Genomic DNA, 25,582 nt, shown 5'->3' on the forward strand with positions numbered 1-25,582 from the left:
CAAGATTATGACTTCTACAAACTTATTCTCGATTCTGGCTGTTCTCCTCATCTTCTCGTCCGCTCTCACGGGTGCGGTCGGGACGGTAGCCGCATCTTCACCACAACAAGCAGATGTACACTTCCAACAGGAGACGCCAACGACGACACCGACACCACAGGCGAATAACTCTTCGAACAACACGACCTCAACGGCCACTCCAAGTGACGACTTTGCATCTTCTGATTCATCAAGTGATTCAGGTGACTCTGATATTCAAGTGCAAGTCCAAGTCGGGGATAGTGGTGATTCTAACTCATCTTCGAACGAGTCGAATACTTCAGCAGCTCAGGAACCTCCTTTTGAACCTCGGAACGCCGAACACGAATTCAACAACGGAATTCTACTCAACGAAGTTAGTAACAATCGCACGCACGCTGTCTTTACGATTTACAATCCAACCAACGAAACACACTGGGTTGTCACGAACAACAACGCTGGACAGGAGCCACGCATCAAATCATATGAGTTGGAACCGAACGAATCCAAGACACTCGAAACACCAACAACGGGTAACATCCTAAGTTGGTCAGTCTCAGTCACCTCGACGGACTCAATCAAGACAATTGAGACGGGAGCACAGTACAATATTCAACACTCAGCTCTCGTTATCAATTGGAATCCTGCAGGCGACCTTGGTCCTGTAATTGGGATTGTTGGTGGTGTCGTTGTCTTGCTGATGTTTGTCGGCTCGTACAAATTCAATCACCGAGTCGGTAAGATGGCAATTCCACTCACAGGACAATCTACACAGCGAGTCTACCAAGACGACCTTGTTGAGCGAAACGACCCATACAGCAAGCAAGCGAAAGATATTATCGACGGCGTAGGTATCATCACAATCGTCGCCTTCAATTGGGTGATTGGTTCGCTTGCGTTCTGGGATTTGTACCCGCTCGCTTGGTTCGCAAAACTCATCTCGGGATTCGGTTTCTTATACGACCCAAGCACACTCGTCAAACTCGCTGAAATTTACTCGAACCTGATGGTATACTGGGCATACAACACACTCATCCTCGGCATCATCACCTACTATATTGGCAAGTGGTTCTTGAAGAGAAAAGGAATCGAACTCGAAGATATAGACCCTGTAGTCGGAGACCTTGACTTCGCCTCATGGCTTCTCAGTCCAAAACGGTGGGCTGACCTCCGAGTGTTCAAACGGATGCGAGACGACAACGATAACGAGCATATTGTTGAAATCAAGAAGAAGCGACTGCTCGAAGTCAATCATAACAGCATCAGAAAATCGTATGCAGTTTCTGACTACCATCCGAAGCAGAACATCTGCTTTGTCGTGATGGAGGATGTTGACCCATCTGAGCTTGCACGAGCCGAAAAGAAATTCGAACAAGCAGAATTCTTCCGCTCCATCGCTAAGGCGATTCAAGATGATGTGTGGGGATTAGTCAAACGACAGGCTCGGAAACTCCAAGCAGAATCCACAGCACGGCTCGAAGGCGAACTGATGGAGGGTGCAGAACAGCGAGACGAGTGGATGCACGAAGAACTCTCTGAGTCAGAGTACGAAGAAGTCGCCACAGGTGAGAAATCTCTCGAACAAGAACTGAAAGAACAGAAAGGCGAAGTCCCAGGACTCACCGACTCCGTTTCAAACGCTAACTCAGACCAATCCAGTCAAACGGCTGGTGATGCGTCATGATGGGTATCGAATTCTCTCTCCCTGAACTCTGGTGGATATTCCTTGCGCCGATGCTCGGGATGGTCGCCAAGTCTGACTCGTTCAACACAGGGCGTACTGCGAACGACCTCCGTGATGAAGTCGAAGGGAAAGATGACGCAAACCACCTCTACTCGTGGGCAGTCAAAGTCCTTGATGATGAACTCTCACGGATTCTCGCCGACAAGAAAGAATCGTGGGAAGAGTGGAAAGATGTAGTCGCAACCACGGACAAGCTCTACGAGGAGACGAAGGAATACCGCCGTATCGTCTCCAAGGCAACGACGCTGAACGCTACACAGGCGGCTAAGAGTGAGCGATTTACTCTCCTCAAGTACTTCACTTCTCGTGCAGAGAGTCCTGAACTTAAGCACCTGAAACTCACTCGACGGCTTCTCAACTGGATTCTCCCGCAGCGAGATTCGGATGTGACGCAGATTTACATGACGGGTGAGCAGGGGGCGGGTAAGTCTAATTTCGCTATCTTGCTCGCTCAGATTTGGTTGCTTGCGAACCCTGATGGGAAACTACTCAGCAATATCGAGAGCCTGAAGCGGGCGACCTATATCGACGGGATGGACACACTTGACGAGTGGCTCGAAGCAAACGAAGGCACTCCGTTCCTTTTCATATTCGATGAAGCCAACAAACACGCAAGCGGTGTCGGTGACTCCTCACAGGTTGAGGGACAGCTCTTCCCACTCGTCACACTCATCCGAAAGCGTGGTGGCCACTACATCATCATCGGGCATGTTGCCAACGATATCCACCGCTGGATTCGTGAGCTGTGTGATTTCGTCCACAAGGAATCTCACAAAGTTGCCCGTGTCTACAACGGTGTTAAAGACGGTGAGCCTGAAGGACTCAAGCACACCTTCCGAGGAATTCCTGAAACCTCGCTTGAATACGATGACGGCGAAGAATCTGATTGGGATTGGAGTGACGACCGTGTGCGCCAGTGCATCGGGACAACCGCCGACGGCGACCGCTGTGGTGCTGTAATTCGGATTCCATACGGAGACGAACCTGAGTACTTCTGCGACTCTCACAAGCAACAGACTGAGCCGCACGAAGAAGTTGCGCCACCTGAACTCCGAGACACTCCATATGAGGATTATATTCCATCTCGTACTTCACCTGGTGAGAGTAGTTCTGAGCCTGCTGAGACCTCTGGCGCTCCCCAAGGCGAATCGGAAACGGTGGACGAATCTAACTCACAAGCAACACAGGCTGGCGACCGCCCCGATGAAGGCGCTGAAGAAGTCCGTTCTTCGGATGATGATGAAGAAAACCCTACCCAAAACGGGGACGCTGAGAACGAACAAGACAGACAAACTGCATACACTGTCGGGAACATCCCACCAGATGGATGGGCGAAGATATTCGATAAGAGCGGACTCCACAGAGACCACATCGACTCGTGGGATATGGTCAAGGAGATTCTCAACGATAGAGAGCTGCAGGACTTGAAACGGATGATGAAGTAACTACCCGAGGACAGTATGACGATTTATATTGAGTTAGAAAATAGACCGTTCTATGCAACTTCCGAGCTGGACTCTCTCTGGAATCATCGCACTTCTCCTCGGCCTCTATGTTGCTAATCAAGTTCGTGGGCAAGACCACGGCGCAGGTCAACCACAACATCCGAACACGAAGAAGTTCATCACCGAAGACAACGATTTCTGGCGGTGGGTGATTAGCGGGTTAGCCGTAGCTGCGATATCTGCTTATCTCGTCCCGAGACTCACACCTGCAGTCAACAGTACGCTTCAAAATATTTCTCCGCTGATGATGGTTGCCATCGGTATCTGGGGACTCGTCTTTCTCAGAGCAATCTACGATTCCTTCAACTGAATACCTGCTCTTGGGAGACTGATTCAGGAGACTTCTCCGTACTCAAATACAATTTCCCGTGTCTTCTCCATATCCTCCAACTCCCAATCGTGAGCGTATTTTAGCTCCTGTATGAGTTGGTCTTCCTCAATCGAGAAAGTTCGAAACGAGAAGCGCATCCGTCCCGATGAACGCCTGCTGAACCCATCGACCGACATGAATCGAGTTTTTCCTGAATCCGTATGACGGACACAGAAACGAGAGTCAAACGGACTTGTAACTCGAATCGTCTTCTCACCTTTCTCAATCTGGTTGATTTCCTCAACTGAGAAGAAGTCTTTGAGTACAGCGATGTTGTCGGAGGAGAAGCGGCACACACGACCTCGCTCGAAACCCAGTTCTCGGAAGTGTTGGAGGCGGTCTATTGGATGCGGACGGTATTGAGCGAGGCGTTCTCGAAGAGATTTGGGTTGATTCTGTTCGGCGATGTATTTCACCTGTCGAGCCTTCCGTTGAACAGAACTCCCGTGATTCTCGTAGAGGCTACTCTTACTCGCAGGAAGCGAACCTTTAGCATCTATCCACTTTCGGTCAAGAAGTTCAATCGCCTCTGTTAGTTCAGAAGAGGAGAGAACACTATTCTTCCGCTCCTTCAGTCGGTCTACATACTCCGTCACAGTCTCGATTGTGTTCTGCTGCTTCTCAGTAGTCAACTCAGAAGGTTTGTACCACGCTCTGTCAATCCCACTGGCGGCAGAGATGATGTTGTCGAACCAGTTACCACGGTCTCGGTTATCCTGGCGGCGTGATTCATATATTGAGACGAGGAAGGCAACAACGGCAGGAAGGATGAGAGAAGAGGTGATGATTTGAAGCCACGAAGGAGATTGAGCCATCTTAGTTGACGCTCACGCTGATGGACTTTCAATTCTTCCCACTCGATTACATCTGAATTGTTGTGGTAGAAGCCTCTGAGCGGTGCTTAGTGCGGCGGGCGGCGGCGTCAAGGTAGCTCAGGGAAGTTGAACGCTCCAAGTCTGCCTGTATACATATGTACAGACCTTCTCAATCCAATCTGAGCGAGACCTCTTGATTTTCGCAATTTGAGTGAACGAATCTTGCTCTACTTGCGTAAATCGACGCTCACAGACTTTATTTCACAGTTATTCGCTCCGAAAGCTTTAAGGGAGCGTGGGTACATATGTATATATGTGATGATGACAGAAAGTCAACATAACGATAGCACAGTAACAGAAGCAACAGTTCTCAACCGAGTTCTCGAAGTAGCCGAAGAAGCAACTGAATTCGAAGTTCTCGAATATGAGGTCGGCTCGATGAATCATACTGACTGTCAAATCAAAGTAGATGTTGAGATGGCTGTTCGAGAATTCGATTCGTTCGGTCTCGAAGAGTTGACAGACGAAGACGACGATATCGAAGTTCAGGTGTGTTCGAAAGGTGGCGGTCGTACCTTCGCCGCTATCACACTCACTGGTGAGTGGAAATCGTACAACCTCTAAGCGTGCTGGTGCTATCCAAGCAGTTCGATTCTGCTAACGCTTCTCCAAACCACCGAGAAACTCTGCCGCTCTGAAGAAGGAGAATAGAACTATGAGTACGAAACAACACACAACTCAGAACAGTAGTATAGTACGCTCAGATAATCTTGTTAACGCCAACAGGGGCGACCGAGTGTTCGTTTACCGAGACGGCGACCAACTCGCCATCGAGAGTCCAGTCCAAACTGCAGAGTTCCACCTGGACGACCTCGTGTATGTGTACGAAGGACAGATGGATGTGTTCTCGCAAGTGTTCGAGGGCGCAGGACAAATCCTCGAATTCTGGTGGACGCCAGAAGGATTCTCGATAGTCCTCCACGACGGCCTCGAACGACACCAGATTCAATTCGTCATCAACACCGATTCTCGCCAGCGTGCGGGTGATTTCAGATGAGAACCTACACAACCCGAGATAAAGTCTGGCTTCAGATTGTGGAGATGGAACCAGATGAAGAGTTTCAGGTGAAGCATATTCAGGAACTCGTTGAAGCTCGATTTGATGAATCTGTCTCGAAGCAAACGGTGCGGGGCGTCCTCACGACACTCCGAAAAGAAGGTCTCGTCAAGCACTCTGAGGACGGCAAACACTTCGTCCGCACCTTCTGATTCTCTTTCTCATCCCAACTTAATTTCACAGTTATTCGCTCCGAAAGCTTTAAGAGGATATGGATACATATGTATATATGTAGTTATGACAGAATTACAATATGATTCAGAAGAGTATAACGCACGGCGAGATAAACTCCGAGAATTATACAGAGAACTTACGGACAAATTCGGAATCGAATCTACAGACCGATTAACAGATTTAGATGTAAGCGTCGAAGGTGTCGGTGATTACGGACACACGCAGGAAGTGAGGTTGTTCTACGATATGACCCGAGGTGAAGACTTCACCCGAGGCTGGATAGTTAAACTCCAAGATGGCGACGAAACTCGAAAGAAAATATTCAACGAAGACTTTGAATCTGCACTCGAATTTTTCCAGAAAGGAGTTGAACGGCTCCGTCACGGAAACTCCGCATACACAATCTAAGCGTGCTGGTGCTATCCAAGCGGTTCGATTCCGCTATCGCCCCTTACACACCACCGAGAAACTCTGCCGCTCTACAAAGAAGGAGAATCAAACTATGAACGGAAACACAACAACATCCGACGGAAGTACAGCAAGCAAACCAACTGAACGAGAGTACGACCGAGACGAGCAGGGCCGTCGCTCCTGTGACCGTTACGCTCAGATGATGACCGTCTGCTACAACAGTGCCCTCATCCGAGACTCAATTGAAGCAGACACGGACACAGGCGAATTCGAGGCTTACTACGACCCATCTGAAATTGATGGTGAATTAGAGTTCGACACACTCCCAAGCGAGGAGGCACAACAGTTGCTTCCTGAAATCGACGCTGATGAAGTAGTCGATGTAGATGTGCGGTGGCATCGAGTAGATTCCGACGGCGACACGATTCGAGTTCAATTCAAGTTCGACTTCCCGTTCTACAACTACGACCGCCCACGACTCAACGGAGGTGATGCTCCAGATGCCGCATGATTGCCAGCGGCACAATCACGCTCTGGGACGAACAGGACGGTTTCGGACTCGTCTCTAATCCTGAACATATCCCAAACGATATCGAACCAATTCTTAACGAGACGATTATTGGCCGAGACCTCGACCTGCAGGTGGGCGACGAAATCGAGTACGAACTCGGCAAAAACCATCAAGGCTGGATTGTCGTAGATATACTCTCTGTTAACGGAGTGGCCGCTCCTGATGAGTTATGACGGCCACCATCATCCAAGGCGACTGTACAGAAGTCATCCCCGAGCTGGATGAAGAGATAGACCTCACCTTCACCTCCCCTCCGTACTACAACGCTATCGACTATGAGGGCGATGTAGATGAGAGTGTAGACTACTGGACGACAACCGACGAAGACTACGAGGACTGGATGGCTCTGATGGAAGATTGCTTCGAGGCTGTCTACGAGCAGACCTGTGACGGCGGGTACTGTGCTATCAATATCTCGTTCATCAGAGAAGACGGTCGCCGCTTGAACTTGCCAGGGGATTTGACCCACTTGATGGAGAAGATTGGCTGGGAGTTTGTGATGGATATCGTCTGGGACAAGGTGATAGCGACAGGCCATCGGTCAGGAGTATTGATTCAAAACCCGTATCCAGGCTACTACTATCCTGACGATGTGACTGAATTCGTTCTCGTCTTCAAGAAAGGAGAAGGAGACTCTGACGATTGGGTCGAGGACAATCTCTGGTCGATTCGCTGTCTGTCGCCACAGGAATCCGAACATCCTGCGCCGTTCCCCGTTGAGCTCGCTGACCGAGTGCTTGACGAGTACTCGGAAGAAGGAGATACTGTTCTTGACCCGTTCAGTGGAAGCGGCACAACTGCTGTCTCTTGTGTCAATAACGACCGAGATTGTATCGGCATCGAGATGTTAGAAGAGTATATTGAACTAGCAGAAGAACGGCTCCATGAAGCCAAGCAACCGACGCTTGACGATTTCTAATTCTCGCTGTTCTTCACTCGCTTCACATATTGGACGACTTTAATTCCTGTCTCTTCAAGCGCCCACCTGATTCCGTTCACTCGTACACGATTCTCCTTCACTACATCAGCAACCTGCTCAACTCGACTTCGTACTTCATCTAACAACTGCTTGTTCGCCTCGGCCTTGTTTTGCACCTGTTCGAGTTGCTCTTCGAGTTCATCGATTCTCGCTTCAAGTGCAACTCGCTCAGGGTCTGCGCTATCGTCTGTGAAGATATCTCCAATTAACCCACGCTCAATCTCTGCAACCCCATAGTCCGTTAACTCGTGGACTCTCGTTTCTGTTCCCTGCCGCTCCTCATACCAAAACTCGATGATTCCCTCAGGTTCGAGCTTCTCCCTGACAGAGTATCCGATTGCATCTGTTCCGATTCCAGTCGAGGACTTGAGTTCGGTCGTGGAGAGTGGACGGTTGTTCTCATAGAGCGATTCGAGGATGAGTTTCTCTTCGATTCTGATATTCATATCAATCTAAGATACTGTTCTCCAACCCCAGAGAACCTTGGTAACGGCTCAAGATATTCAGGCGCTCTTCAGACACTCTCAGAAGCAAAACCGACGATAGCGACATAATTAGACAAGACACACCCTGCGTTAACCAACAATAACAGCACCACACTCAAGATGTAGTTAAGGCTCTCAACGCCACTAAGTGACACAAATTTAATAGGTATAGAATATGTAATATATAGTATGAGTTCTGATTTTGATTTCAACACAGAACGAGAAGTAGAACAGTTACGAATAGCGATAGAGTTCCACGAACAGCAGATAGGGAGATTAGAGAGTAGGATTAGAGAACTACAGGAAGAACGAGAAGAAGAGACAGTCAATAAGTGGCTATCTCTGATTACAGGAGAGAAAGGAGCAGGTAAGACTACTTACGGAGTCAAACTAGCTGAGGAAGATGATAATCCACTCATCTCTAATCTTGAATCACTAGAAGATGCGTTCCACGCAGTATCTTGGAGAGGAGTAGAAGCAATTCTCGAAGAACACCCAGAACAAGAATTCACGATTCTGATTGACGAGTACGCAGGGTGTGTAGATGACGCATATCAGTTTGTGACCGAGATGCGAAAGCGAGGTCATCACACTATCTTGGTTAAAACTACAGGATGGGATTTCCACACATGGATGAAGGAAATTGCTGACGACGAATATCGCTTATCTGGAGGAAAAACGGTCTTAAACACGACTACTGGTTTCTTCAACTCATATTTCAGACCAGCAAGCCGCTCGTTCGATGCACAAGAGTTCATCACCTGCTTTGATTTCAGCAAACCTCCTGAAGCGTATCCACAAGCTGAGTTTGAAGATGAAGATGACTCACCATCAGGATTCCAACGGATTCTGAATTTCTTCGAGCGAGTAGAATCATCAGATATTGACAGAGTAGACTCACCAGCTGAAGCGAACGAAATCCTAACGCAAATTGAAGAAGACGAAGAAGTAGTTCTTGTTCTCGATGAATACGCTGAAGAAGATGATGTAGAAGATTCCCCTGAGGAATACCCACGGGCTGAGTTTGAAGATGACGAGCCATCTTTTGCTGAATTCTTTGGATTGACTCAGGAAGAAGCGGATGCCGCCCGAAACGCCGCCGAACAGTTTGCCGCTGGTGAGGTTGAAGAAGAGAAGGTCGATTTAGAACTCACACACAAACTCGACGGGAAGCCAGTCACACACGGAATCCTCGAAATCGAAGACGATGGTGAAACCGTGGAGACGGTTAAACTCCAGGGAAGTGAGAAGACTTGGATTAGTAATCTCGAAAAAGGGAACGAATATACTTTCGTTTTAAATCCCGACCGAGACCTCTCCACCTACGAAGAAAGCTACACGCCGACCGAATCTAAAACAGTTAGTCGAATCATCGACTTCGCTGATGATGACGACCTCTTCCAACCAGACGAGCGGCTCCCACCACAATTCTACCTCGATAATCTTGAGAGTGAACTCGACTTCAACTTCGTTGAAGTGGATGGGTTCTCTGAGTTAGACTGGTCGGCGAAGTGCGACCTCGCCAAGATTGCAGTAGACAACGACCTCGACCGTGGGTCAACTGAGACTATCGTTCAGATGAGCCTCGCATCTGCGGGGGATACCTCATGTTAGAGAAATTCCGCTACTATATCAACAGGACTCGATGGATGGGTCTCGGAACTCTGATGATTCCTATCGCTGGCATAAAACATCACGCTCGCTCCAAACCTGTCAGTATCATCGACTCGCTAAATAGAGCAACCGATGGAGACGAGGTATTCGTTAAAATTGATGCCGCAACAGAAGAACAGGAGCGACAAGCCGCACTCCTCCTCAAAGACTACGAACAAATTGGATACCGTGATTTGGGTAGCGAGAAGCGAATCAGTCTCGGAAACTTTGCATGGGAACCATACGAGTTTAAAAAGTGGTCTGCAGACTGTTTCATCGAGATAGACGAGAACTGGAATACAACGCTCAAAATCCTCATCGATGGTGGTGTGAAAGAGTACTGGATAGGAGCGTTCCCACTACCAGTAATTCGAGGTGGTGAAGCACCTGATGAATACCACGAGTTCGACTTAGAATCTCGAACTCAATATTTAGACTTTACTCGCACGGAAGCGGGTGATGCCTCATGAGCGGAATTGGATTTCTCGTCGTGCTGTTGATTAGTCTTCTTCTCGTCGCTCCACTCACAGTCTTTGTCTGCACCGACTGTGGTGGTCGGTGGATGATAGACGCTGGCCCTAAATTCGATTTCGAGTGTCCAGACTGTGGTGGTGAGATGTATGCGACTAAGCAGATGCCGATTCAGAGTCTCGCTCAGAAAGTATCTCGCCAGGGTGCGAGTGGTTTCGATGACTAACGAATATTCTTCCTCGGCGACTCGGGATGCGGAAGCCTACGCTGGTGGGCTTCTTGTGGGCGTTGTGTTCTTCGTGGGAGTGGCCGTCGGCGCAACTCTTTTTTGTCTGTTCAACCGCTTCTGATTTCTTAGAGAAGACAAGCTCGCCTCGGCGAAACACTCTCGTAATTAGATTGATGAGTAGTTGATATATGCCTGGGATGGACCACGGTCTTGAGCGTGGGTTTGGGATGATTGTCGAGACCGTCATCGTTGCTCTCCTGATTAGCGAACTCGTCCCGCTGCTGGTCGAACAAGGAATCTTTCCTGCAGGTATCTTCTGGTGGGTTATTCCCGTCTCTATCGTCTCTGCGGTGATGACGGTGGATGCGTCTCGATACTGGTCGTGGGGATATCTTGCAGGCGTTGTCATCGGCATCTATCTCGCCATCCCAATCTTCCTCGAAGCGGGTCTACTGAGTACACTTGATATTCTGATTTACGGCGGTCTCGCACTTGCGGCGGTCGGACTCCGAATCAAAATTCATAGCTCGGGCTTCTGAGAGCACAGGCTGGCGACGGGGCAACAGAGAACGCTTCTAACGCCCGAATTCAAACAGAACGGAGTTAGTACTCTCCGAAAACAAGCAGTAGAGCGGCTAAGAAAGAGTCAGTAGCGAGCCTGTGCTCTCAGGCGAATTGCTTGAACTCGTCATCAACCTCAAACGCTTCATCTGGGTCTTGGTCTCGCTTCTGCATCTGTTCAACATACACTTCTTCGAGGTCGTCGGCGAGCTGGTCTTCGCCCTGAATACCAACCTCGGTGATTACATCAACAAATTCATCGAGGCTGTAGTTGCGTGGCTGTTCGAGCATCATCTGTGCTTTCGTCAAGTAGTCTTGAGAATTCATCTGTACATCAAGATACGAGTGGAAGGGTTAGAGGCGTGGCGGTCAGCCCGTCCAGTAGTTACTTTAAACCAGACTGATTGTCTCCACTTGATGAATAGAGGCACGAAAATCTCGATTATACTCACGATTCTATTCGTCGGAATTCCTGCGATTGGAAACTTCTATCTCCCACTATTCACAGATTTTCTTGGTTGGCTCCCACTCACACTCATCTTCACTTGGATGGGGCGAGCTGGAATACTATTCCTCGGATTCACGCTCGGATGGTATCTCCGAGGAGAGTCAGAAACAACAGACGCTGAACGAGTTGACGCCATCGAAGGTTGCATCCAGACAGACGATATTGCTTGGAAAGGGACAGCTGCACTCTCCAGAGGCAAGGTTGTGAATACTGATGTTGAGTATAAGCAGATATGCCCGAAGTGCCAGACTCCGATGAAAAAAGAGTCGTATGATATGCCAAGCGGAGGGCGGAGACGAAAACCCAGTTACGCCAGTTCAACAACGACAAGAAGAGTGTGGGAGTGTCCCACCGATGAGTGTGGACACACGGCCACACGAGATTCAGGACAACACGACGAAGCGGAGAACTTGTTCGAACGGCATATCGGACGGATAGTGGAGAGTACTGGTGAAGATTACTCACTTAAAAATCTCCTTGACCGCATCGGGGAAGACGAAAAAGTAACTCCTCAGCGAATTTGGGAAGAGTACGCCGAGGTCGTGGACGACGAGCAAGTTAGCACAAACTGCTTCCACTAACGATGGCGGATAAGTGGACAAAAATCTCTGTTCTCGCAACGGTACTCCTTATCGGTATCCCGAGTGCCGCCGATTTTTATCCACCTCTCTTGGCAGGATTTGCTGAGCAGCTCGTCGTCAACTCAGTACTCGGGTGGATGCGAATCGGAGGCGTCGTCGTTCTCCTCCTCCTCGTGTCAAGAGTTGCACTTCGAGAGGAGTGGTTTCCATCACAGGATAAGAAAGACTGGCTGAATAAGGTAGAGCGGACTGCGAACGGCGTTCAGAACGCTTGGGAGTACGCAGACAATCACCCAGATTCTGATGACCGAAAGAGAACCGTCGAGAAGATGGAAGAGCGTGTTGAGGAGTTAGAGAAGTACAGGAACCACCAGAACGCCACCGAAGAGATGAAAGACGCTATGAGTGAAATCATCTCTGATTGGCGTGACTGTCGAGACCTCATCGCCTCTGCTCCGTTCACGAATTACTACTCGATGCGGGCGTTGTATATCGAGGAAGAAGCTGACCGACTGAAGGAGCTACTTGAGGTAGAGCGACAATCGCTCCCACAACGACTTCTCAACACGACCGCTACGAGAGTGAAAGACGCCATCGAAAGAGTACGGCGAACACTCTACAATCTCCGCTCGAAGCCACTCCCATACGAGATACACAAACAACTACAGAACCAACTCTCAAACGACCGCTTGCAGAAGTTCACGAACGGCAGTCACTATCTTCTCGTGCTCAATAATTCACCTGATACAGCTGCCTCTGTGGAACTTGTTTCATATGACGAAGAAACGGATGAGGAACAATTCAATATCTACGATGTTCGGCACGACTACAAACACAGCCCAATCGCCATCGACACGCTCCGAGGATATACAGTCACCATCGAGATGTTACTCACCCGTCTCGAAGGGGCTGAAGTAGTAGATACAATTCCAATCAAGTTCTTCACGCCGAGCGGACACGGCCTCAAAGTATTCGAGGATGATGATTCGGCAATTCGCCACCCTGACCCCCGAGAGGAAGATGATTCTGAAGACGAAGTAGAGAGCGAAGAAACGGAAAAAGAGTCTTGAGAAGCCATCAACGCTCAAGAACTGTGTCGGATGATACGCAATCCTGAAGGCGTCGAAACCTCGTTCAAATCTTCCATCCAGTTAACCTCTCTCTTGAGTCTATCCACATAATCAGAGAACTCGGAGCGGACTCGACTTGATAAGTTTTTATCGAGTTTCCTCACATCGATGCCTTTCTTTTCTTTCTTCTTCAGGACAACCTCATCACTTTCTGGTTCGCTGAATTCCTCAACAAGCGCCTCATATGCCGCCTCTGGGTCTTCGTGGAATCCTTCAACTCCGTTAAGGTCAACTCGGAAGACTTCCTCAAGAGAGTGTTCTCGGGCTTTCTCCTCCCACTCTTCAGATAAGTCGAGGTCGTCTAAGACCGTCTCAAACGCTTCACTCATCGCATCAGCAACGCCAGTCAACTCAGCGTCACCTCGCCAACTCATATCTACAAACTCCATATACTTGTCCACAGTTGCATCTGTCCGAATATCGTAGACTTCCTCAATCAGCTCTCGCATATCTTCTTCAGATGGCTCCAAACCAGAGTTCTCAATCGCTGTTTCCAACGCCCGCACTCTTTCTTCACGGGCGGATGTGTTCTCATCTCCAGATTTCTGGCCAAGACCAATACCTTTCAGACCTTCCTGACTCATCGCCCGCAACTGCTCAACTGTAATATCCTGAGACCACTCTGTCGCCGTCTCTCGTTGGATTATATCGTGTACTTCAACCACACCATCGAAGCGGTCAGAATCGCCCGTCACGCACGCATACGCAACCTCTGAATCTATCTCCTCAACATCAACTTCATCTTGAAGATAATCCACGAGTTCTCGTTTGCAGTTGATGCGTTCAGTGCGTGAGTTGAACGCTGACTCCTGAAACGAAACTACTGATGGAATAATCCACTCGCCGATATACCGCTGCTTCTCTGAGTGAATCTGTTCCCAGGTTGAATCAGGTAATCGGACACGAACTTGTGTATTAGAATTCTCGGTCGGTTCGAGGGCGTCGGGAACTTCGTTTGAAAGCGTCTCTCGACCGTCCACATCGGTTATTTTTATTTTTTCTACGAGCTGTGGAACGCTCTCTCCAAGAACTTGAGCGAGCCGTCGGTCTACAAACTCCTCAATCTCCGAGATATCGTCCGTACACGGTTTCTCTCGGTCAAAGTGGAGAATCTCATACAGTACCTTACCTTGCGAAAACTCCTTGTTCTGCGAACGGGCGGTATCACGAAGCCCGAAATACACGAAATTAGGGAGTGTGAGCTTTCTCTCTGTCGTTGCGTCTTGTCGGGAAAGAGTAGAACTTACCTTCATACAAACATATAAGAAATACTACCCTATTAACCTTCTGTCTAAGTGGACTTGATGAGTGAAGTTAGAACCATAGTATACTATAACTAATACAGTAAATAGTACATAAGATATAGTATAGTAATAGTAGTGTAGAAGCGAACTTCTCTTACTGTCTCACAGGAGCGGGGTCAGTTTCAATTTGGCGGCGTCAGCCGCTCTAACTACCTTCTTCAATTCTCCGTTGTTTTGTCTTAACTCTCTCTTCACGAGTCAGTGGAAAAATAAAAATAATCTCTCTGAAGTGGTCAGGTCACTCTTCAGGCTTCGTCAGAATCAAGATGTTTTCTTCAACATCGTCGTAGTCAGCCGTCGTCGCAGCCATATTCCGCCAGAGTCGTATCTCAGGTTCTTCAAATCCAACTCGGTTCTCAGCAAGCTCGCCAAGAATCTCTGCCGTCTCTACTTCGACCTGCCAGTAACTCCCTGAGTCACCGACGACATATGCCGCCTTTCCACCAGGAGCAAGCAAATCGTAGACCTGCTCGAAGTGGTGTTGCATCCCCGCAAAGTACTCCTCGATAACTCGTGGGTAGTACTTCCCGAAGCCGTGGGAGATATCTTCGTCAACGATGATTTGCTCCATCTCACTCACGATGGAGTCCACTCGGTCGTTCTCTCTGATGTTGACCTGCTCGCCCTCATCGTCGGCGACATAGATGTTCTTGGTGTGTGAGCGGATGTTCGCCTTCTTGATTTTCTGCAGGTCTTTGTTATCGTCAGCGGCGTTGAGCCAGATGAGTTCGAGCCGCTGGTTTCTCGTGTAGTCGTGTTCGGCGGGGTATGGTGGTGAAGTGATGAGGTAGTCCACTTCGCCGTCGTGCTTGTCCGTCTTCAGGAGTTCTGACTCGTCACGAAGTGTGTCTGCAAGTTGGCGAGCGTCCGCACGAATTACTTCGGTGTCACCTGGTTCAACTTCACCTGATTCAACAGCCGCCTGGACACTCTCAAGGTCTTCTTCGATTTCGGCGAGTTTGTTCTTGAAGAAGAGGAATACATCCTTGTCACCCTCTTGCTTGCGGTCACGGGTTGCTTCAGGACCGAAGCGTACATTGCCAACATCCTCAGGAAGAATCGCAATCATCGCCAGTTTGAGGAGGTCTGTAACTTCGTCGTCGGGCAACTCCTCGATGTGGTACTTCAGCACCTTCATCTTCTTGAGCGGCTTCTCAGAGAGCCATCCTTTCGGCGTCTTCTTCGGTTCCTCGAAGTCGTACTTGCTTAAGTCGATATCTTCGCCGTCCGAATCGCCGAACGAGTCAAGCGTGGTGTTGCCCTGCGAGGAAATTTCTTTGAAGATAGGTTGAATCGTGTTCAGGAGCTTGGAGCGGCGACGACGGAACTCGTCGAGGTCTACATCCCAGTTCGTCTTGCATCGAGCGGAGAGGACGGATGCGGGCGAAGTGTCCGTGCCGATGCTATCGATGCCGAGTTTCTTGGCGGCGAGCGTGGTCGTGCCTGTCCCGTTGAACGGGTCGATGAGCAGGTCATCTTCCGTGATGCCAAACTCATCAACTAAACCTGTGATGATGCGGTCAGAGTATGCGTAGACGAACCTGTACCAATCGTGGATATCCACATCGTCCAGGCGACCGATATTTGACTGGTGTTTCAAGCTGAGTGCCTCGTTGTTTGGAGTGGTAGTCATCGTTCTCTTTTAAGGTTATGTGATTGGCTGGCTGGTAGTATCTTCGCAATTAGTCGGGCCAAGACAAGAGCATCTTCGAAGACAGTCGTGTTATAGCTAATTGTTTGCTCGGGTTCTCACGAGATATTTTATATACAGCGTCTGGAGTCTGGGCTATGAGCGACGATATTGGAGCAGAGGATTTCAAACAGCAAGCGAAGGTGTTCAAGGCGTTACAGTCGGAAGTGCGGTTGAAACTGTTAAAAGAAGTGAGTGAGCGGCAACCCGTATCTGCGCCCGAACTGGACGATGACTTCGAGGTTACGAAAGAGAGCATCAAGAAGAATCTAAATCAGTTAGAGGAAGCGGGTTTAGTCAAGTCATCACGGGAGCGAGGACCAGGAAACCGTCCTCGGGACGAGTTCGTTCTCGCATACGATGAAAACGGTGTGATGGTGCAGCTCGATGTTGTTCCTGATGACTACAACTTCTACCTCGGCGAGTCGGATGTAGCATCGCCGTTCTAACTCTCTTTTTTCGCACGAGAACCGAGTATCTGCGAAGACTAGAAGCGATTATATTCGAAGTTATGTCAACTCTGCGATACTTTTAGCTTCCACCCACTGCAATTCGAACCTGCCGATGGCAAAATACGAACCAATCATCAAGTGGGTGTTCGACCACCAAGCCGAGGAGTACGGAACAGAAGAAGAGATTCCGTTCCACCGAGACCACATCGAGATGGCGATGGAAGACCTGGATATCAGTGTCGGCAATGTACCTGATATTCCGTATGCGTATCGGAGTCGTCGCCCGCTCCCTGACGAAATCTCTCAGTACGGGTACACAGCGGTCGTCATCGATGACAAGCGAGAGGGTGAAGACCCGACTTACATGTTCACGAAGACGGAGCAGCTGATTCCTGTTCCCGAAGTCGTGGACGAGACGCACCAAACGAGTACGAACGCTCTGCCCGAGCCTGTCCGCAAATACATCGGGAAGGACGAACAGGGTGCGCTGACGCAAGTTCGGTACGCTGGACTGCTGGACGACTTCACAGGACTCGACACATACCACCTGCAGTCGCACCTGCGGATGCGTGTGCGTGGGCGTGAGGCCGAGCTGGACGACCTGTATGTCGGCGTCGATGACGACGGCAACCACATCGCTCTCGCTGTCGAAGCGAAGGGAGAAGGTGAGACGCTGAATCGGAACCAACTCATCCGCAACACTCGGGGCATCGAGGAGAAGAGTAACTACCCTGATTCAGTGCGGACGCTCGCTGTGAAGCTGGACGAGGACGGGTACTTCTACCTGTTCGAGTTCGAGGTGTTCCAGGACAGCGAAGGAGAGGACAAGGTGGAGACGGATAGAGTCTGGAAGTACGACTTCGAATCGGAGTGAATCACGATGGGAAAGTACGACACCATCATCAAACAGGTGTTCGAGGATGAAGCGGAAGCGAACGGTATCAACCGTGAACTGACCTTCACTCGGGATGACCTTGAACGAGCGATGGAGGAGACAGGTGTTGATGTATGCTGTCTGCCCGATATCGTGTACGCCTATCGTGCGAGGCGTCCGCTACCCGATTCAATCGCTGGTCACGGGTTCAAAGGAATCGATGTAGCTGAGAACAAGGACGGGAACGAAGTCGTCTACAAGTTCGCACGGTAATTAATCCGCTCACGAATCGTCTTTGAGTTCGGAGATAGTTCGAGGGCGGATTCGTTCGAGGTCTTCTTCAGTTGCTTCAGGGTGTGGGTAGTACCTGCTGCCGTCTCTCTCAACGATGTTTTTCTGTTCGAGCTTGATGAGGCTCGTTCGGCAAGTGCTTTCGACAAGTCCAGTTTTGCGGATTATCGCATCTGCTGTGATTCCGTCATCACCAGCATCGAAAACGAGAGACCCGATATCGTATTGACTCATACTCGTAGGTTGCTTTCGACGCTTAAGAAGATGTGTTGAATCTCTACCCAGGCTATATGTACCCTGTGTAGCTTGCAGCTGCGATATGGCGTACCCATCCTGCCCGTCTTGCAGTAAAGATGTTAAGCCAGTCAAGTTCAACCGAAAAGAAATCTCTGGATATTGCTATCACTCCTGCTACAAGTGCAACGAGATAATCGCCGTCACGCCTACCTGAGTTTCTTCCTGACTCTGTTCACACACGACAATATATTGTCGTCTGTGTGCAGAGATTTGAGCCTATGTGCCGACAGGGTGGGGTGTGGGGTTACACCATCAGGTGCTGTTGGAGAGCGACGAAAACTGCAACTCCGTTCGCCACGAGACCGAGAATATAGAACGCCCAGTTACCGATGAAACTCCCTGATTTCGTGACTCCGAGTGCGTGCTTGTGAGATGAGACTGGTTTGTACGGGCGCACGCCTGACGGGTTCAACGCATCGCCGATGATATGGAACATCACGGAGCAAAACCCGATGAAGAACAGGAACGCCACAGGAACGGCAACGGCGACGATTCCAATCTCATCAAGTCCGAACTGAATCCCGATACCGAGACCTGCGAGTCCAAGACCAACTAAGACTGCAAACCAAATTGTGTGAGTCGGGCCACGATGCGGGAGCAGGGCGATGACCATATCTTTGTCTGGAAGCATCGAGAGAAACAGCACTATCACGAGTCCGCCGATGGTTAAGACTGGTTGCCCTGCTTCTAACAGGATGTAGGTGACGGGCGAGTAGAGCAAGAGGGCGATTCCTTTGTGTCCTTGACTGTGCATGTTAAATCTATCACATAGTGATGTGAGCGAGTTGGTATCGGTCGCCCGCCGAATGTTCTAATTGAACTACTTTGCCCTTCTCTTCCAGTGCAGAAAGTACTGAGAGAGTCTCTGATAGCGAGAGTTCGAGTCGCTCCCGAATCGTATCGACAGGAGCGTTTCCGACCTTTCGCAGGTACATCAGAATTAGTTTCGCAGTATTCGATTCAACTCCATCAAAAAGTTCGTCAAGAGTATTTTGATTCATAAGACAATCAATTGAAATATTGTAGTCAATCCCCAAATATGTTGTGTAAGTTATATATCTGAGAACGCAATACTGTTCGCCGTCGGGCAGCGGCTTTAGGGTAGTATATAAGAATATTGATATGTAGTATGATTTCTCTTGCGGTGACAGAAGACCTGCGGAAACAAGCACAGACTGACGGCATCTCTTCCTCAGAAGATTACGACCGAACGAAGAAAGAACGAGACTTCGACAAGTATGTCGGAGACCTCGGCGAACTGGCGTTCAAACGAATTCTAGAAGAGAAGACGAATTTTGACTATGAGCATCTTGGTGGAAAGACAGAGTGCGACTTTCTAATTGAAGGACACTCAGTTGATGTGAAAACGAGAACGGTGATTGATGATGAGGAGCGAGACTTGATTGTTCCCGCTGACCTCGCCGACGGCTTCCACGATTTCTATGTGTTACTCCGATGCGTATACGCTGAAGACGACTACGAAGACCTCGACCGACACGAGCGCACGATTGAAGCGTTAGAATTTATCGGCTTGTGGGATGCGGCGACAGTGGAGAAGGTGAGCGAGCCGTTCAACCCACCTTGGGTACAGGGGCGCAGTTCTGCGAACTACAGAGATACAGTTATCTGCGATTATGGAACGCACGCTGACCTGATGGACTTCACCTCGCTGATGCAAACACAACAAGCACAGCCTGCAGACTGATTCTTTTCTCGTTCAATTATTAACCAACACTCGAACGCTTAGAGCAACATCTGTTGGTTAAGACTCTGGCGAACATGTCGCCGTGCCCGTTCGATTGTTAGACGCTCTACCGCCCGAATACAGACAGTACTAACTTCGTACTACTTGAAAACACGGCGTAGAAGGCTTCTCTACCACTCCGAAGCGAGCATGTGCTTTCTGTCCTTTATCGACTGTGTGCCGTAGACAAGTGGGCGGCATCCATCCTGAATACAGGGATACTGTCGTCTCCACTTGTGATTTCGATATCGCTTGTGTCAGTAGTCTCCACACGCACTCGTTCGTACTCGCACGCTTCCCACACCCACGAGTTATCAGGTGCTTCAAATTCAACTGTTTCACCGTCGCCGACGACGCCTAAGTATCCGTGCGTGCCCGTGCCTGTCGTGAGTAATCCAATTTGGTGTTTTACCAAGTGGTCCCACCGACCTGCCGTGATAGATTCTTCGTCAACCTCGCCAAGCACGACCTCATCGAGTCTCTCATCTTGGACGGAGAGATTCAGGACTTCCCACTGTTCATCAGATGGCTCGTGATAGGAGAGGTTGATGCCGACCGTGTGCGATTCTGACTTCGCCCGCAGAAGATTTGTTTGGGCGAGCATATCAGCGTGAATCGAGATGTGCAGTATTTGTTGTTCGATGGCGGGTATGTCGATGGTGTAGTAGACAGGGTGTTTCTCGGCTTCACTAAGTCCGTCTTCCCCTACCTTCTCGTCTGAGTGAGCAGATGCACGGACTTCTTGAACCGTCGTGAGTGGGCAGACGAACGATGCTCCTAGTGTCGTGATGTAGTTGCGTCGTCTCATATTCCAGTCACCGCCGTAAATCCGATTGCGAGTCCGTGCGCCACGATACTACTCACAGCGAGAAACCCAATCGAGTACAGAACAAGCCCCTGTGATATCTCAGGCGTGAATCCTGAGACGATGAGTCCGCCGACCAACCCCACGACCACAAACACCACCATCAGTTTGGTTTGAAGTAGAAGGTAGAACGAATAGAACCAGAGCAACAGGCCAGCGACGACTTCGTTAATATGCACGAGCATCACCGCCGCCATCGTTACTGCGATATTTAGCACAAAGATGAGTGGGAGGCTCAACAAGCCGTGATTGTTCATCAAGCGCACGCTCATATCACTCACCACCGCCGAGAAGTGCAGAGTGGAGATTTCTCTCTTCGAGTTGCTGATACTCGCCAATCAGAGCGTCCCGACGAATTTGCTCGTGTTCTTCAGAAGCAAACTCGGCGACTTCTTCGAACGAAGCGTCCTGCGATTCGACTTCGACTTCGAGGCCGTGCGCCTGAAGTCTGACTCGTGTGCGATTGTTCTCGTTCTCCTCTTCTCCGTCCTGACCTGACCCGTCATCATCACTTGGGTTCTGGTCATCTTCTGTTTCGCTCACACGGAGTACTATGTGGAGTGTCGATTTAGTAGCTGCCAGCTATCTGATGTTTTAGCTATTCTGACTGAGCTTTTCTTCTATACAGCGTGAAGAATCAGCGACTTAATTCTGGGGCAAGTAGACGACTAACCGCGACCCGATTGTTCCGTTGGTTCACCGCACCCGTGAGCCGCATGGCCCTCCCGTCGGGCGAAATAGCTAATATTCACACGTTCGTATTCGCCGCTGAGTGGTATCATGCGCACACGAACATCCCATAGCGACAGCATCGTCTCGGAAGCGACGCGGTACGACGCCATTCTCGCCGCACTGCCGCTCCCGCTCGTCGTCGGGACGGCGGTCGGCACGCTCTCGCCGCTCCCGCTTTCGCCCGTCGTGGGCGCGAGCGGCCTCGTCTCGGCGGCCGTGCTCGCCTACGGGTTGTTCGTTGCGACACCGAAGTCGGCGGCGGGTCCGACCAGCGGCCCGGGCGCGTCCGCCGAGACCGACGCCCCGCTCGACGGCGTCACCACTCGCGTCCGTGACGACGCCGGTCGGAACCGTCGTCGCGGGAGCGTCTGAGCGAGGTCGCTCGCTCGCCTTGCGCTCAGGGGCGGTTCCACTCCCAGAACCAGTACGCCGCGCCGAACAGCATCAGCCCCGCGCCGAGGGCCGATGTCGCCGGTTCGGGGAAGACAAACAGCAGGAAGCCGACGATGATGAGCGTCGTCGGGCCAATCTCGTCCGCGTAGCCGAAAAGCGAAACCATACCTCCCTTTCGACCGCCTCCGTGAAGTGTATTGTTCTCGTTCTGAACTGACGAGAGTGCGGCGCTGAAACGCAAGCCGAGGCGACGGAACAGCAACGAGAAAGCGGTCGGCAGGGCGCAGCCGCGCGTCAGTGGCCACTCGGACCCCGGCGGCGGCGGGGGTGGTTCGGGGTTACCGAGCGGCGGGGGTGAGGTCGTCTCCGACGGCGCTCATCACCTGAAACGCCGCGGTCGCGGCCAGCCCGCGGGCGACCTCGTTTCGGTCTTCGTCGGTGAGTCCGGCGTCGAGTTCGTCGGCGTCCGGCGAGAAGCCGGCGCTGACGGGGTGGCCGACCGGCGGGTGGACGGCCACGGTGGCGAGCGGCCCGGTCGACCCGGTCGAGAGCTCCGACCCGACGGCGAAGCCCTCGGGGAGGTACGACTCCGTCCGCGAGACGATACCGGCGACGGCCCGCCGGAGCGCGTCCATCTGGTCGACGGTCAGTTCTCGGTCGGCCGACGCCTGGCCGGCCCCAGTCACGCCGGGAGCGCCCGCATATGGGTTGTTCCCGTTCATCAGTCGTCTGCGATACGGGAAGGACGTGTAAAAAGCCGTCGTCGGTCACCGACGCGGCGGGCGAATCGAAAGCGGATGACGACGCGGTGACGACGCCCTCAGGCCGGTCGCGGAAGCGAGACGGTGACGACGGTCCCGTGGGACTTCGGCGTCGAGATATCGAGCGACCCGCCGGAGGCGTCGACGATGGCGCGGACCAGCCAGAGGCCGACGCCGCTGGTGTGCGAAAGCGGCGTCTCCGAGCCCGAAAGCAGGGCCTCGCGCTCGGCGTCCGGGATGCCGGGACCGTTGTCGGTGACGGTCACCCCGACGACCCCGCCGAGCTGCCAGACGCCGACGTGTACCTCCGGGTCGTCGCAGTCGGAGTGGACGACGGCGTTATCGAGTAGTTCGGCGATGCTCCGCGGGAGCGCCGGGTGCGCCCGCGCGACGAGCGTCTCCGGCGAGGCGACCGAGACCTGTACCGCCGGGTACTCCATTTCGAGGTCCTCGACGGCGTCTGTGACCGCAGACGTGAGGTCGACGTCGACCTCGTTCCCCTCCGCGAGCTCGACGGTCCGGAGGAGCGCGACCTCGTCGCTCACCTCGACCAGTCGGCTCGCTCGCTCTCGAATCGCCTCGACAGGGTCGGTGTTCGCGTCCGCGTCGTCCCGCGACTCGACCAGTTCGGCGTAGCCGAGAATGGCGGTGCAGGCGTTCCTGATGTCGTGTCTGAGGATTCGATGGAGGACGCTCGTGTGTGCGAGCGTCGATTCCAGTTGCTCGGAGGTCCGGTCCAGTTTGGACTGGCTCCGGTCGACGAGAACGTACACCAACAGCGCCGAGAGGACGACGAACAGCCACCCCTTCGCCGTCTGGATGAACTCGTGGTTCGGAAGTCCCTCCACGAGACTGTCGCTCGTCGCGACCCAGAGGAAACCGAAGGCGGCGTAGATAAGCGCCACTCGCCTCGGGGACAGGTCGAACGGCGCATCACCACTCATGCCCGAGCAATACTCACAAACGCTGATGAGTCCGTCGGTCAGCGCGGCGTATCAGAAGACTGACTCGCTTTGCCCGTAGGCCGCGACCGTGACCGCGGTGGTGTAGCCCTCGCCCTCGTGCGTGCCGGTGGTGAGCGCGACTTCCTCGTCATCGAACGACCACTCGCGGAGGTTCCGGCCCGCTTCGAGGCCGTCGAGGACGGCCGCGCGGACGCTGTCTTCGTCGGTTCCGGACGCCTCGTAGAACAGCCCGGGACCGGAGCCGGTCGCCCAGCCGAGGCCGGCGACGACCGTCTCGCCGGGCGTCGCGGTGGTCTCGCGGGCCTGCACCACGGTCAGTCGGTTGCCCGCCGGGCCGAGGTCGGGAGCCACGTCGACCGCCTCGACGGTCGCGTCGGCGGGGACGACCGACGAGACGGCGACGAGGTTGTAGTTGTGGATGTTGGCGGCGGCGAGCGCGGCGTCGTACGACGCCATCTCCGTGGGGGCGGTGCCGACCCCGCGGACGACGCGAATCGTGTTCATGTCCGAACTCTCGCGGCGGCGGAAAAGGGGGTTACGAATACCGGCGCTCGAAAGCGGGGGAACGGGAGGCGCCGGCGACCGCCCTCGGCGGCGGTCCCCGGCCGCCGACCTCAGTACTGGTAGTCCGTGAAGCCCGAGATGGGGCCGGTACCGGACTCGTCGACGTTCGAGAGTTTCTCGTGGGCGGCGTCGAAGTCCGCTCCCGTCACCTCGGTCCGGCCGTCGCGGATGGCGAACATCCCGGCCTCGGTCGTGAGCGACGCGATGTCCGCGCCGGAGTAGTCGTCGAGTTCCTCGGCGAGCGCGTCGAGGTCTACGTCGTCGGCAACGTTCATGTCGCGGGTGTGGATGTCGAGGATGTGGCGGCGTCCCTCGACGGCGGGCTTGGGCACCTCGATGAGGCGGTCGAACCGGCCGGGCCGGAGGATGGCCTCGTCGAGCATGTCGAAGCGGTTGGTCGCCGCAATGATGCGGATGTCGCCGCGGTCGTCGAAGCCGTCCATCTCCGAGAGCAGCTGCATCATCGTGCGCTGGACCTCGGCGTCGCCGGAGGTCTTCGAGTCCGTCCGCTTCGAGGCGACGGCGTCGATTTCGTCGATGAAGATGACCACCGGTTCGCGCTCGGCGGCGAGCTTGAACAGGTCGCGGACCAGCCGCGCGCCCTCGCCGATGAACTTCTGGACGAGTTCGGAGCCGGCCATCTTGATGAACGAGGCGTTGGTCTCGTTGGCGACGGCCTTCGCGAGCATCGTCTTCCCGGTGCCCGGCGGGCCGTAGAGGAGCACGCCCGACGGCGGGTCGATGCCGACCTCAGCGAACATCTCGGGGTTTTCGAGGGGTTGTTCGACCGCCTCGCGGACCTCGCGGACCTGCTCGTCGATGCCGCCGATGTCGTCGTAGGTGACCGTCGGTGACTCGACGACCTCCATCGCCTGCGCCCGCGCGTCCGTCTCGTCGTCGAGGACGGTCTGGACGGCGAACGAGTCGTTGATGGCGACGCGGTCGCCGGGCTCGATGTCGTCGATGTTCAGGTTCGGTGCGAACTCGGTCAGGACCTCCTGGTTGTTGCCGTGCTGCTTGATGATGACGCCGTCGTCGGTCAGCTCCTCGACCGTGGCGATGTAGTACGAGGCCGTCTTCAGCGCCTCGTTGCGCGCTTTCATCTGGTCGACCTCGTCGACCAACTCGGCGTGGCGGTCGTCGGCGTTCTGGAGCCGCTGGTCGAGTTCGCGGTTGACGTCGACCATGCGTTCGAAGTGCTGGCGGAGTGCAGACAGCCGCTCTGCATCCGACATCTCGGGGTCCAGATCGAGATGAGGACGTTCCGGGAGAGATGGACTCCGTGACATCAGTGATTGGCCTCACTTAGGTATGCGCGTAAATGTGCC

The 25,582-nt window shown here is 52.4% G+C and carries 35 protein-coding genes; 20 read left to right on the top strand and 15 right to left on the bottom strand.

Going from position 1 to position 25,582, the window contains the following annotated elements; genetic code table 11:
* The first annotated feature begins 7 nt into the window (after nt 1-7).
* The 3 genes from ACSR87_RS06120 to ACSR87_RS06130 are packed head-to-tail and all read left to right on the top strand — an operon-like array spanning nt 8 to nt 3,577.
* A complete protein-coding gene (locus ACSR87_RS06120) occupies nt 8-1,702 on the top strand; it encodes a hypothetical protein (RefSeq protein WP_498529839.1) in 1,695 nt (564 codons plus the stop codon).
* Nucleotides 1,699-3,207, top strand: coding sequence for a hypothetical protein (locus ACSR87_RS06125; protein ID WP_498529840.1), 1,509 nt, complete (start codon nt 1,699-1,701; stop codon nt 3,205-3,207). Before ACSR87_RS06120 ends, ACSR87_RS06125 begins: the two co-directional genes overlap by 4 nt.
* Nucleotides 3,208-3,259: 52 nt before the next feature.
* Nucleotides 3,260-3,577, top strand: a complete 318-nt coding sequence (locus tag ACSR87_RS06130) for a hypothetical protein (protein WP_498529841.1) — start codon at nt 3,260-3,262, stop codon at nt 3,575-3,577.
* Between the two features lie 23 nt (nt 3,578-3,600).
* Here ACSR87_RS06130 and ACSR87_RS06135 read toward each other — a convergent pair whose 3' ends face one another.
* On the bottom strand, nt 3,601-4,452 hold the full coding sequence (locus ACSR87_RS06135; RefSeq protein ID WP_498529842.1) for a hypothetical protein: 852 nt from the start codon (nt 4,450-4,452) through the stop codon (nt 3,601-3,603).
* Nucleotides 4,453-4,767: 315 nt separating this feature from the next.
* Here ACSR87_RS06135 and ACSR87_RS06140 point away from each other — a divergent pair, with 315 nt between their 5' ends.
* From ACSR87_RS06140 to ACSR87_RS06170, 7 genes are all read left to right on the top strand, one after another.
* On the top strand, nt 4,768-5,076 hold the full coding sequence (locus tag ACSR87_RS06140) for a hypothetical protein (RefSeq protein ID WP_498529843.1): 309 nt from the start codon (nt 4,768-4,770) through the stop codon (nt 5,074-5,076).
* 91 nt (nt 5,077-5,167) lie between these two features.
* On the top strand, nt 5,168-5,509 hold the full coding sequence (locus ACSR87_RS06145; RefSeq protein WP_498529844.1) for a hypothetical protein: 342 nt from the start codon (nt 5,168-5,170) through the stop codon (nt 5,507-5,509).
* Entirely contained in the window at nt 5,506-5,721 is a 216-nt protein-coding gene (locus ACSR87_RS06150; RefSeq protein WP_498529845.1) for a hypothetical protein, read from the top strand. Before ACSR87_RS06145 ends, ACSR87_RS06150 begins: the two co-directional genes overlap by 4 nt.
* 85 nt (nt 5,722-5,806) lie before the next feature.
* Nucleotides 5,807-6,151 carry a hypothetical protein gene (locus ACSR87_RS06155; RefSeq protein ID WP_498529846.1) on the top strand — a complete coding sequence of 115 codons (345 nt, stop codon included), beginning with the start codon at nt 5,807-5,809 and terminating at the stop codon, nt 6,149-6,151.
* 94 nt (nt 6,152-6,245) lie between these two features.
* Nucleotides 6,246-6,665, top strand: coding sequence for a hypothetical protein (locus ACSR87_RS06160; RefSeq protein ID WP_498529847.1), 420 nt, complete (start codon nt 6,246-6,248; stop codon nt 6,663-6,665).
* The gene (locus ACSR87_RS06165) at nt 6,662-6,898 is read left to right on the top strand and encodes a hypothetical protein (protein ID WP_498529848.1); all 237 of its coding nucleotides are present in this window, start codon (nt 6,662-6,664) and stop codon (nt 6,896-6,898) included. Before ACSR87_RS06160 ends, ACSR87_RS06165 begins: the two co-directional genes overlap by 4 nt.
* Nucleotides 6,895-7,644 (top strand): DNA-methyltransferase, encoded by a 750-nt coding sequence (locus ACSR87_RS06170; protein ID WP_498529849.1) that lies wholly within the window; start codon nt 6,895-6,897, stop codon nt 7,642-7,644. The genes ACSR87_RS06165 and ACSR87_RS06170 overlap by 4 nt, the downstream gene beginning before the upstream one ends.
* On the opposite strand, the gene ACSR87_RS06175 is transcribed toward ACSR87_RS06170, so the two are convergent.
* Entirely contained in the window at nt 7,641-8,150 is a 510-nt protein-coding gene (locus ACSR87_RS06175; protein ID WP_498529850.1) for a hypothetical protein, read from the bottom strand. The two genes, ACSR87_RS06170 and ACSR87_RS06175, sit on opposite strands and share 4 nt — an antisense overlap.
* 228 nt (nt 8,151-8,378) lie before the next feature.
* Here ACSR87_RS06175 and ACSR87_RS06180 point away from each other — a divergent pair, with 228 nt between their 5' ends.
* From ACSR87_RS06180 to ACSR87_RS06190, 3 genes are all read left to right on the top strand, one after another.
* A complete protein-coding gene (locus ACSR87_RS06180; RefSeq protein WP_498529851.1) occupies nt 8,379-9,803 on the top strand; it encodes a hypothetical protein in 1,425 nt (474 codons plus the stop codon).
* Nucleotides 9,797-10,312, top strand: a complete 516-nt coding sequence (locus ACSR87_RS06185) for a hypothetical protein (RefSeq protein WP_498529852.1) — start codon at nt 9,797-9,799, stop codon at nt 10,310-10,312. Before ACSR87_RS06180 ends, ACSR87_RS06185 begins: the two co-directional genes overlap by 7 nt.
* A 418-nt stretch (nt 10,313-10,730) precedes the next feature.
* A complete protein-coding gene (locus ACSR87_RS06190) occupies nt 10,731-11,081 on the top strand; it encodes a hypothetical protein (RefSeq protein WP_498529853.1) in 351 nt (116 codons plus the stop codon).
* A gap of 127 nt (nt 11,082-11,208) precedes the next feature.
* Here ACSR87_RS06190 and ACSR87_RS06195 read toward each other — a convergent pair whose 3' ends face one another.
* Nucleotides 11,209-11,397, bottom strand: coding sequence for a hypothetical protein (locus ACSR87_RS06195; protein ID WP_498529854.1), 189 nt, complete (start codon nt 11,395-11,397; stop codon nt 11,209-11,211).
* A gap of 123 nt (nt 11,398-11,520) precedes the next feature.
* Here ACSR87_RS06195 and ACSR87_RS06200 point away from each other — a divergent pair, with 123 nt between their 5' ends.
* Together ACSR87_RS06200 and ACSR87_RS06205 are read left to right on the top strand one after the other, a co-directional pair.
* Nucleotides 11,521-12,192, top strand: a complete 672-nt coding sequence (locus tag ACSR87_RS06200; protein WP_498529855.1) for a hypothetical protein — start codon at nt 11,521-11,523, stop codon at nt 12,190-12,192.
* A 2-nt stretch (nt 12,193-12,194) separates the two neighbouring features.
* Nucleotides 12,195-13,262: a hypothetical protein gene (locus ACSR87_RS06205; RefSeq protein ID WP_498529856.1), complete on the top strand. Its 1,068-nt coding sequence runs from the start codon at nt 12,195-12,197 to the stop codon at nt 13,260-13,262.
* Between the two features lie 14 nt (nt 13,263-13,276).
* Here ACSR87_RS06205 and ACSR87_RS06210 read toward each other — a convergent pair whose 3' ends face one another.
* Together ACSR87_RS06210 and ACSR87_RS06215 are read right to left on the bottom strand one after the other, a co-directional pair.
* The gene (locus ACSR87_RS06210; protein WP_498529857.1) at nt 13,277-14,575 is read right to left on the bottom strand and encodes a hypothetical protein; all 1,299 of its coding nucleotides are present in this window, start codon (nt 14,573-14,575) and stop codon (nt 13,277-13,279) included.
* A 289-nt stretch (nt 14,576-14,864) separates the two neighbouring features.
* Nucleotides 14,865-16,259: a DNA methyltransferase gene (locus ACSR87_RS06215; RefSeq protein ID WP_498529858.1), complete on the bottom strand. Its 1,395-nt coding sequence runs from the start codon at nt 16,257-16,259 to the stop codon at nt 14,865-14,867.
* Between the two features lie 155 nt (nt 16,260-16,414).
* On the opposite strand from ACSR87_RS06215, the gene ACSR87_RS06220 reads away from it, so the two are divergent.
* From ACSR87_RS06220 to ACSR87_RS06230, 3 genes are all read left to right on the top strand, one after another.
* Nucleotides 16,415-16,765 carry a winged helix-turn-helix domain-containing protein gene (locus ACSR87_RS06220; protein ID WP_498529859.1) on the top strand — a complete coding sequence of 117 codons (351 nt, stop codon included), beginning with the start codon at nt 16,415-16,417 and terminating at the stop codon, nt 16,763-16,765.
* A gap of 115 nt (nt 16,766-16,880) precedes the next feature.
* Nucleotides 16,881-17,642, top strand: a complete 762-nt coding sequence (locus ACSR87_RS06225; protein WP_498529860.1) for a hypothetical protein — start codon at nt 16,881-16,883, stop codon at nt 17,640-17,642.
* Nucleotides 17,643-17,648: 6 nt separating this feature from the next.
* Nucleotides 17,649-17,915: a hypothetical protein gene (locus ACSR87_RS06230; protein ID WP_498529861.1), complete on the top strand. Its 267-nt coding sequence runs from the start codon at nt 17,649-17,651 to the stop codon at nt 17,913-17,915.
* A gap of 9 nt (nt 17,916-17,924) precedes the next feature.
* Here the strand turns inward: ACSR87_RS06230 and ACSR87_RS06235 are convergent, their stop codons facing one another.
* Nucleotides 17,925-18,167 (bottom strand): hypothetical protein, encoded by a 243-nt coding sequence (locus ACSR87_RS06235; RefSeq protein ID WP_498529862.1) that lies wholly within the window; start codon nt 18,165-18,167, stop codon nt 17,925-17,927.
* A gap of 307 nt (nt 18,168-18,474) precedes the next feature.
* Complete coding sequence (locus tag ACSR87_RS06240) at nt 18,475-18,984, bottom strand: metal-dependent hydrolase (RefSeq protein ID WP_498529863.1); 510 nt, start codon at nt 18,982-18,984, stop codon at nt 18,475-18,477.
* Between the two features lie 390 nt (nt 18,985-19,374).
* On the opposite strand from ACSR87_RS06240, the gene ACSR87_RS06245 reads away from it, so the two are divergent.
* On the top strand, nt 19,375-19,935 hold the full coding sequence (locus tag ACSR87_RS06245; protein WP_498529864.1) for a hypothetical protein: 561 nt from the start codon (nt 19,375-19,377) through the stop codon (nt 19,933-19,935).
* Between the two features lie 205 nt (nt 19,936-20,140).
* Here the strand turns inward: ACSR87_RS06245 and ACSR87_RS06250 are convergent, their stop codons facing one another.
* The 3 genes from ACSR87_RS06250 to ACSR87_RS06260 are packed head-to-tail and all read right to left on the bottom strand — an operon-like array spanning nt 20,141 to nt 21,382.
* On the bottom strand, nt 20,141-20,782 hold the full coding sequence (locus ACSR87_RS06250) for a hypothetical protein (protein ID WP_498529865.1): 642 nt from the start codon (nt 20,780-20,782) through the stop codon (nt 20,141-20,143).
* Nucleotides 20,779-21,111, bottom strand: coding sequence for a hypothetical protein (locus tag ACSR87_RS06255; RefSeq protein WP_498529866.1), 333 nt, complete (start codon nt 21,109-21,111; stop codon nt 20,779-20,781). Before ACSR87_RS06255 ends, ACSR87_RS06250 begins: the two co-directional genes overlap by 4 nt.
* Nucleotide 21,112: 1 nt before the next feature.
* Nucleotides 21,113-21,382 (bottom strand): hypothetical protein, encoded by a 270-nt coding sequence (locus ACSR87_RS06260; protein WP_498529867.1) that lies wholly within the window; start codon nt 21,380-21,382, stop codon nt 21,113-21,115.
* Nucleotides 21,383-21,619: 237 nt separating this feature from the next.
* Between ACSR87_RS06260 and ACSR87_RS06265 the strand changes: the two genes are divergently transcribed.
* A complete protein-coding gene (locus tag ACSR87_RS06265) occupies nt 21,620-21,943 on the top strand; it encodes a DUF8015 family protein (protein ID WP_498529868.1) in 324 nt (107 codons plus the stop codon).
* Between the two features lie 25 nt (nt 21,944-21,968).
* Here the strand turns inward: ACSR87_RS06265 and ACSR87_RS06270 are convergent, their stop codons facing one another.
* The 5 genes from ACSR87_RS06270 to pan2 form a co-directional block, all read right to left on the bottom strand.
* Entirely contained in the window at nt 21,969-22,130 is a 162-nt protein-coding gene (locus ACSR87_RS06270) for a hypothetical protein (protein ID WP_004062940.1), read from the bottom strand.
* 172 nt (nt 22,131-22,302) lie between these two features.
* On the bottom strand, nt 22,303-22,686 hold the full coding sequence (locus ACSR87_RS06275; protein ID WP_004062941.1) for a DUF5811 family protein: 384 nt from the start codon (nt 22,684-22,686) through the stop codon (nt 22,303-22,305).
* A 98-nt stretch (nt 22,687-22,784) separates the two neighbouring features.
* Nucleotides 22,785-23,630, bottom strand: coding sequence for a sensor histidine kinase (locus tag ACSR87_RS06280; protein WP_498531044.1), 846 nt, complete (start codon nt 23,628-23,630; stop codon nt 22,785-22,787).
* A gap of 90 nt (nt 23,631-23,720) precedes the next feature.
* The gene (locus ACSR87_RS06285; protein WP_498529869.1) at nt 23,721-24,194 is read right to left on the bottom strand and encodes a pyruvoyl-dependent arginine decarboxylase; all 474 of its coding nucleotides are present in this window, start codon (nt 24,192-24,194) and stop codon (nt 23,721-23,723) included.
* A 110-nt stretch (nt 24,195-24,304) separates the two neighbouring features.
* Nucleotides 24,305-25,543: a proteasome-activating nucleotidase Pan2 gene (gene pan2, locus ACSR87_RS06290; RefSeq protein ID WP_498529870.1), complete on the bottom strand. Its 1,239-nt coding sequence runs from the start codon at nt 25,541-25,543 to the stop codon at nt 24,305-24,307.
* Nucleotides 25,544-25,582: the final 39 nt, after the last annotated feature.

The sequence above is a fragment of the Haloferax sp. SDI50 genome, assembly GCF_059802635.1.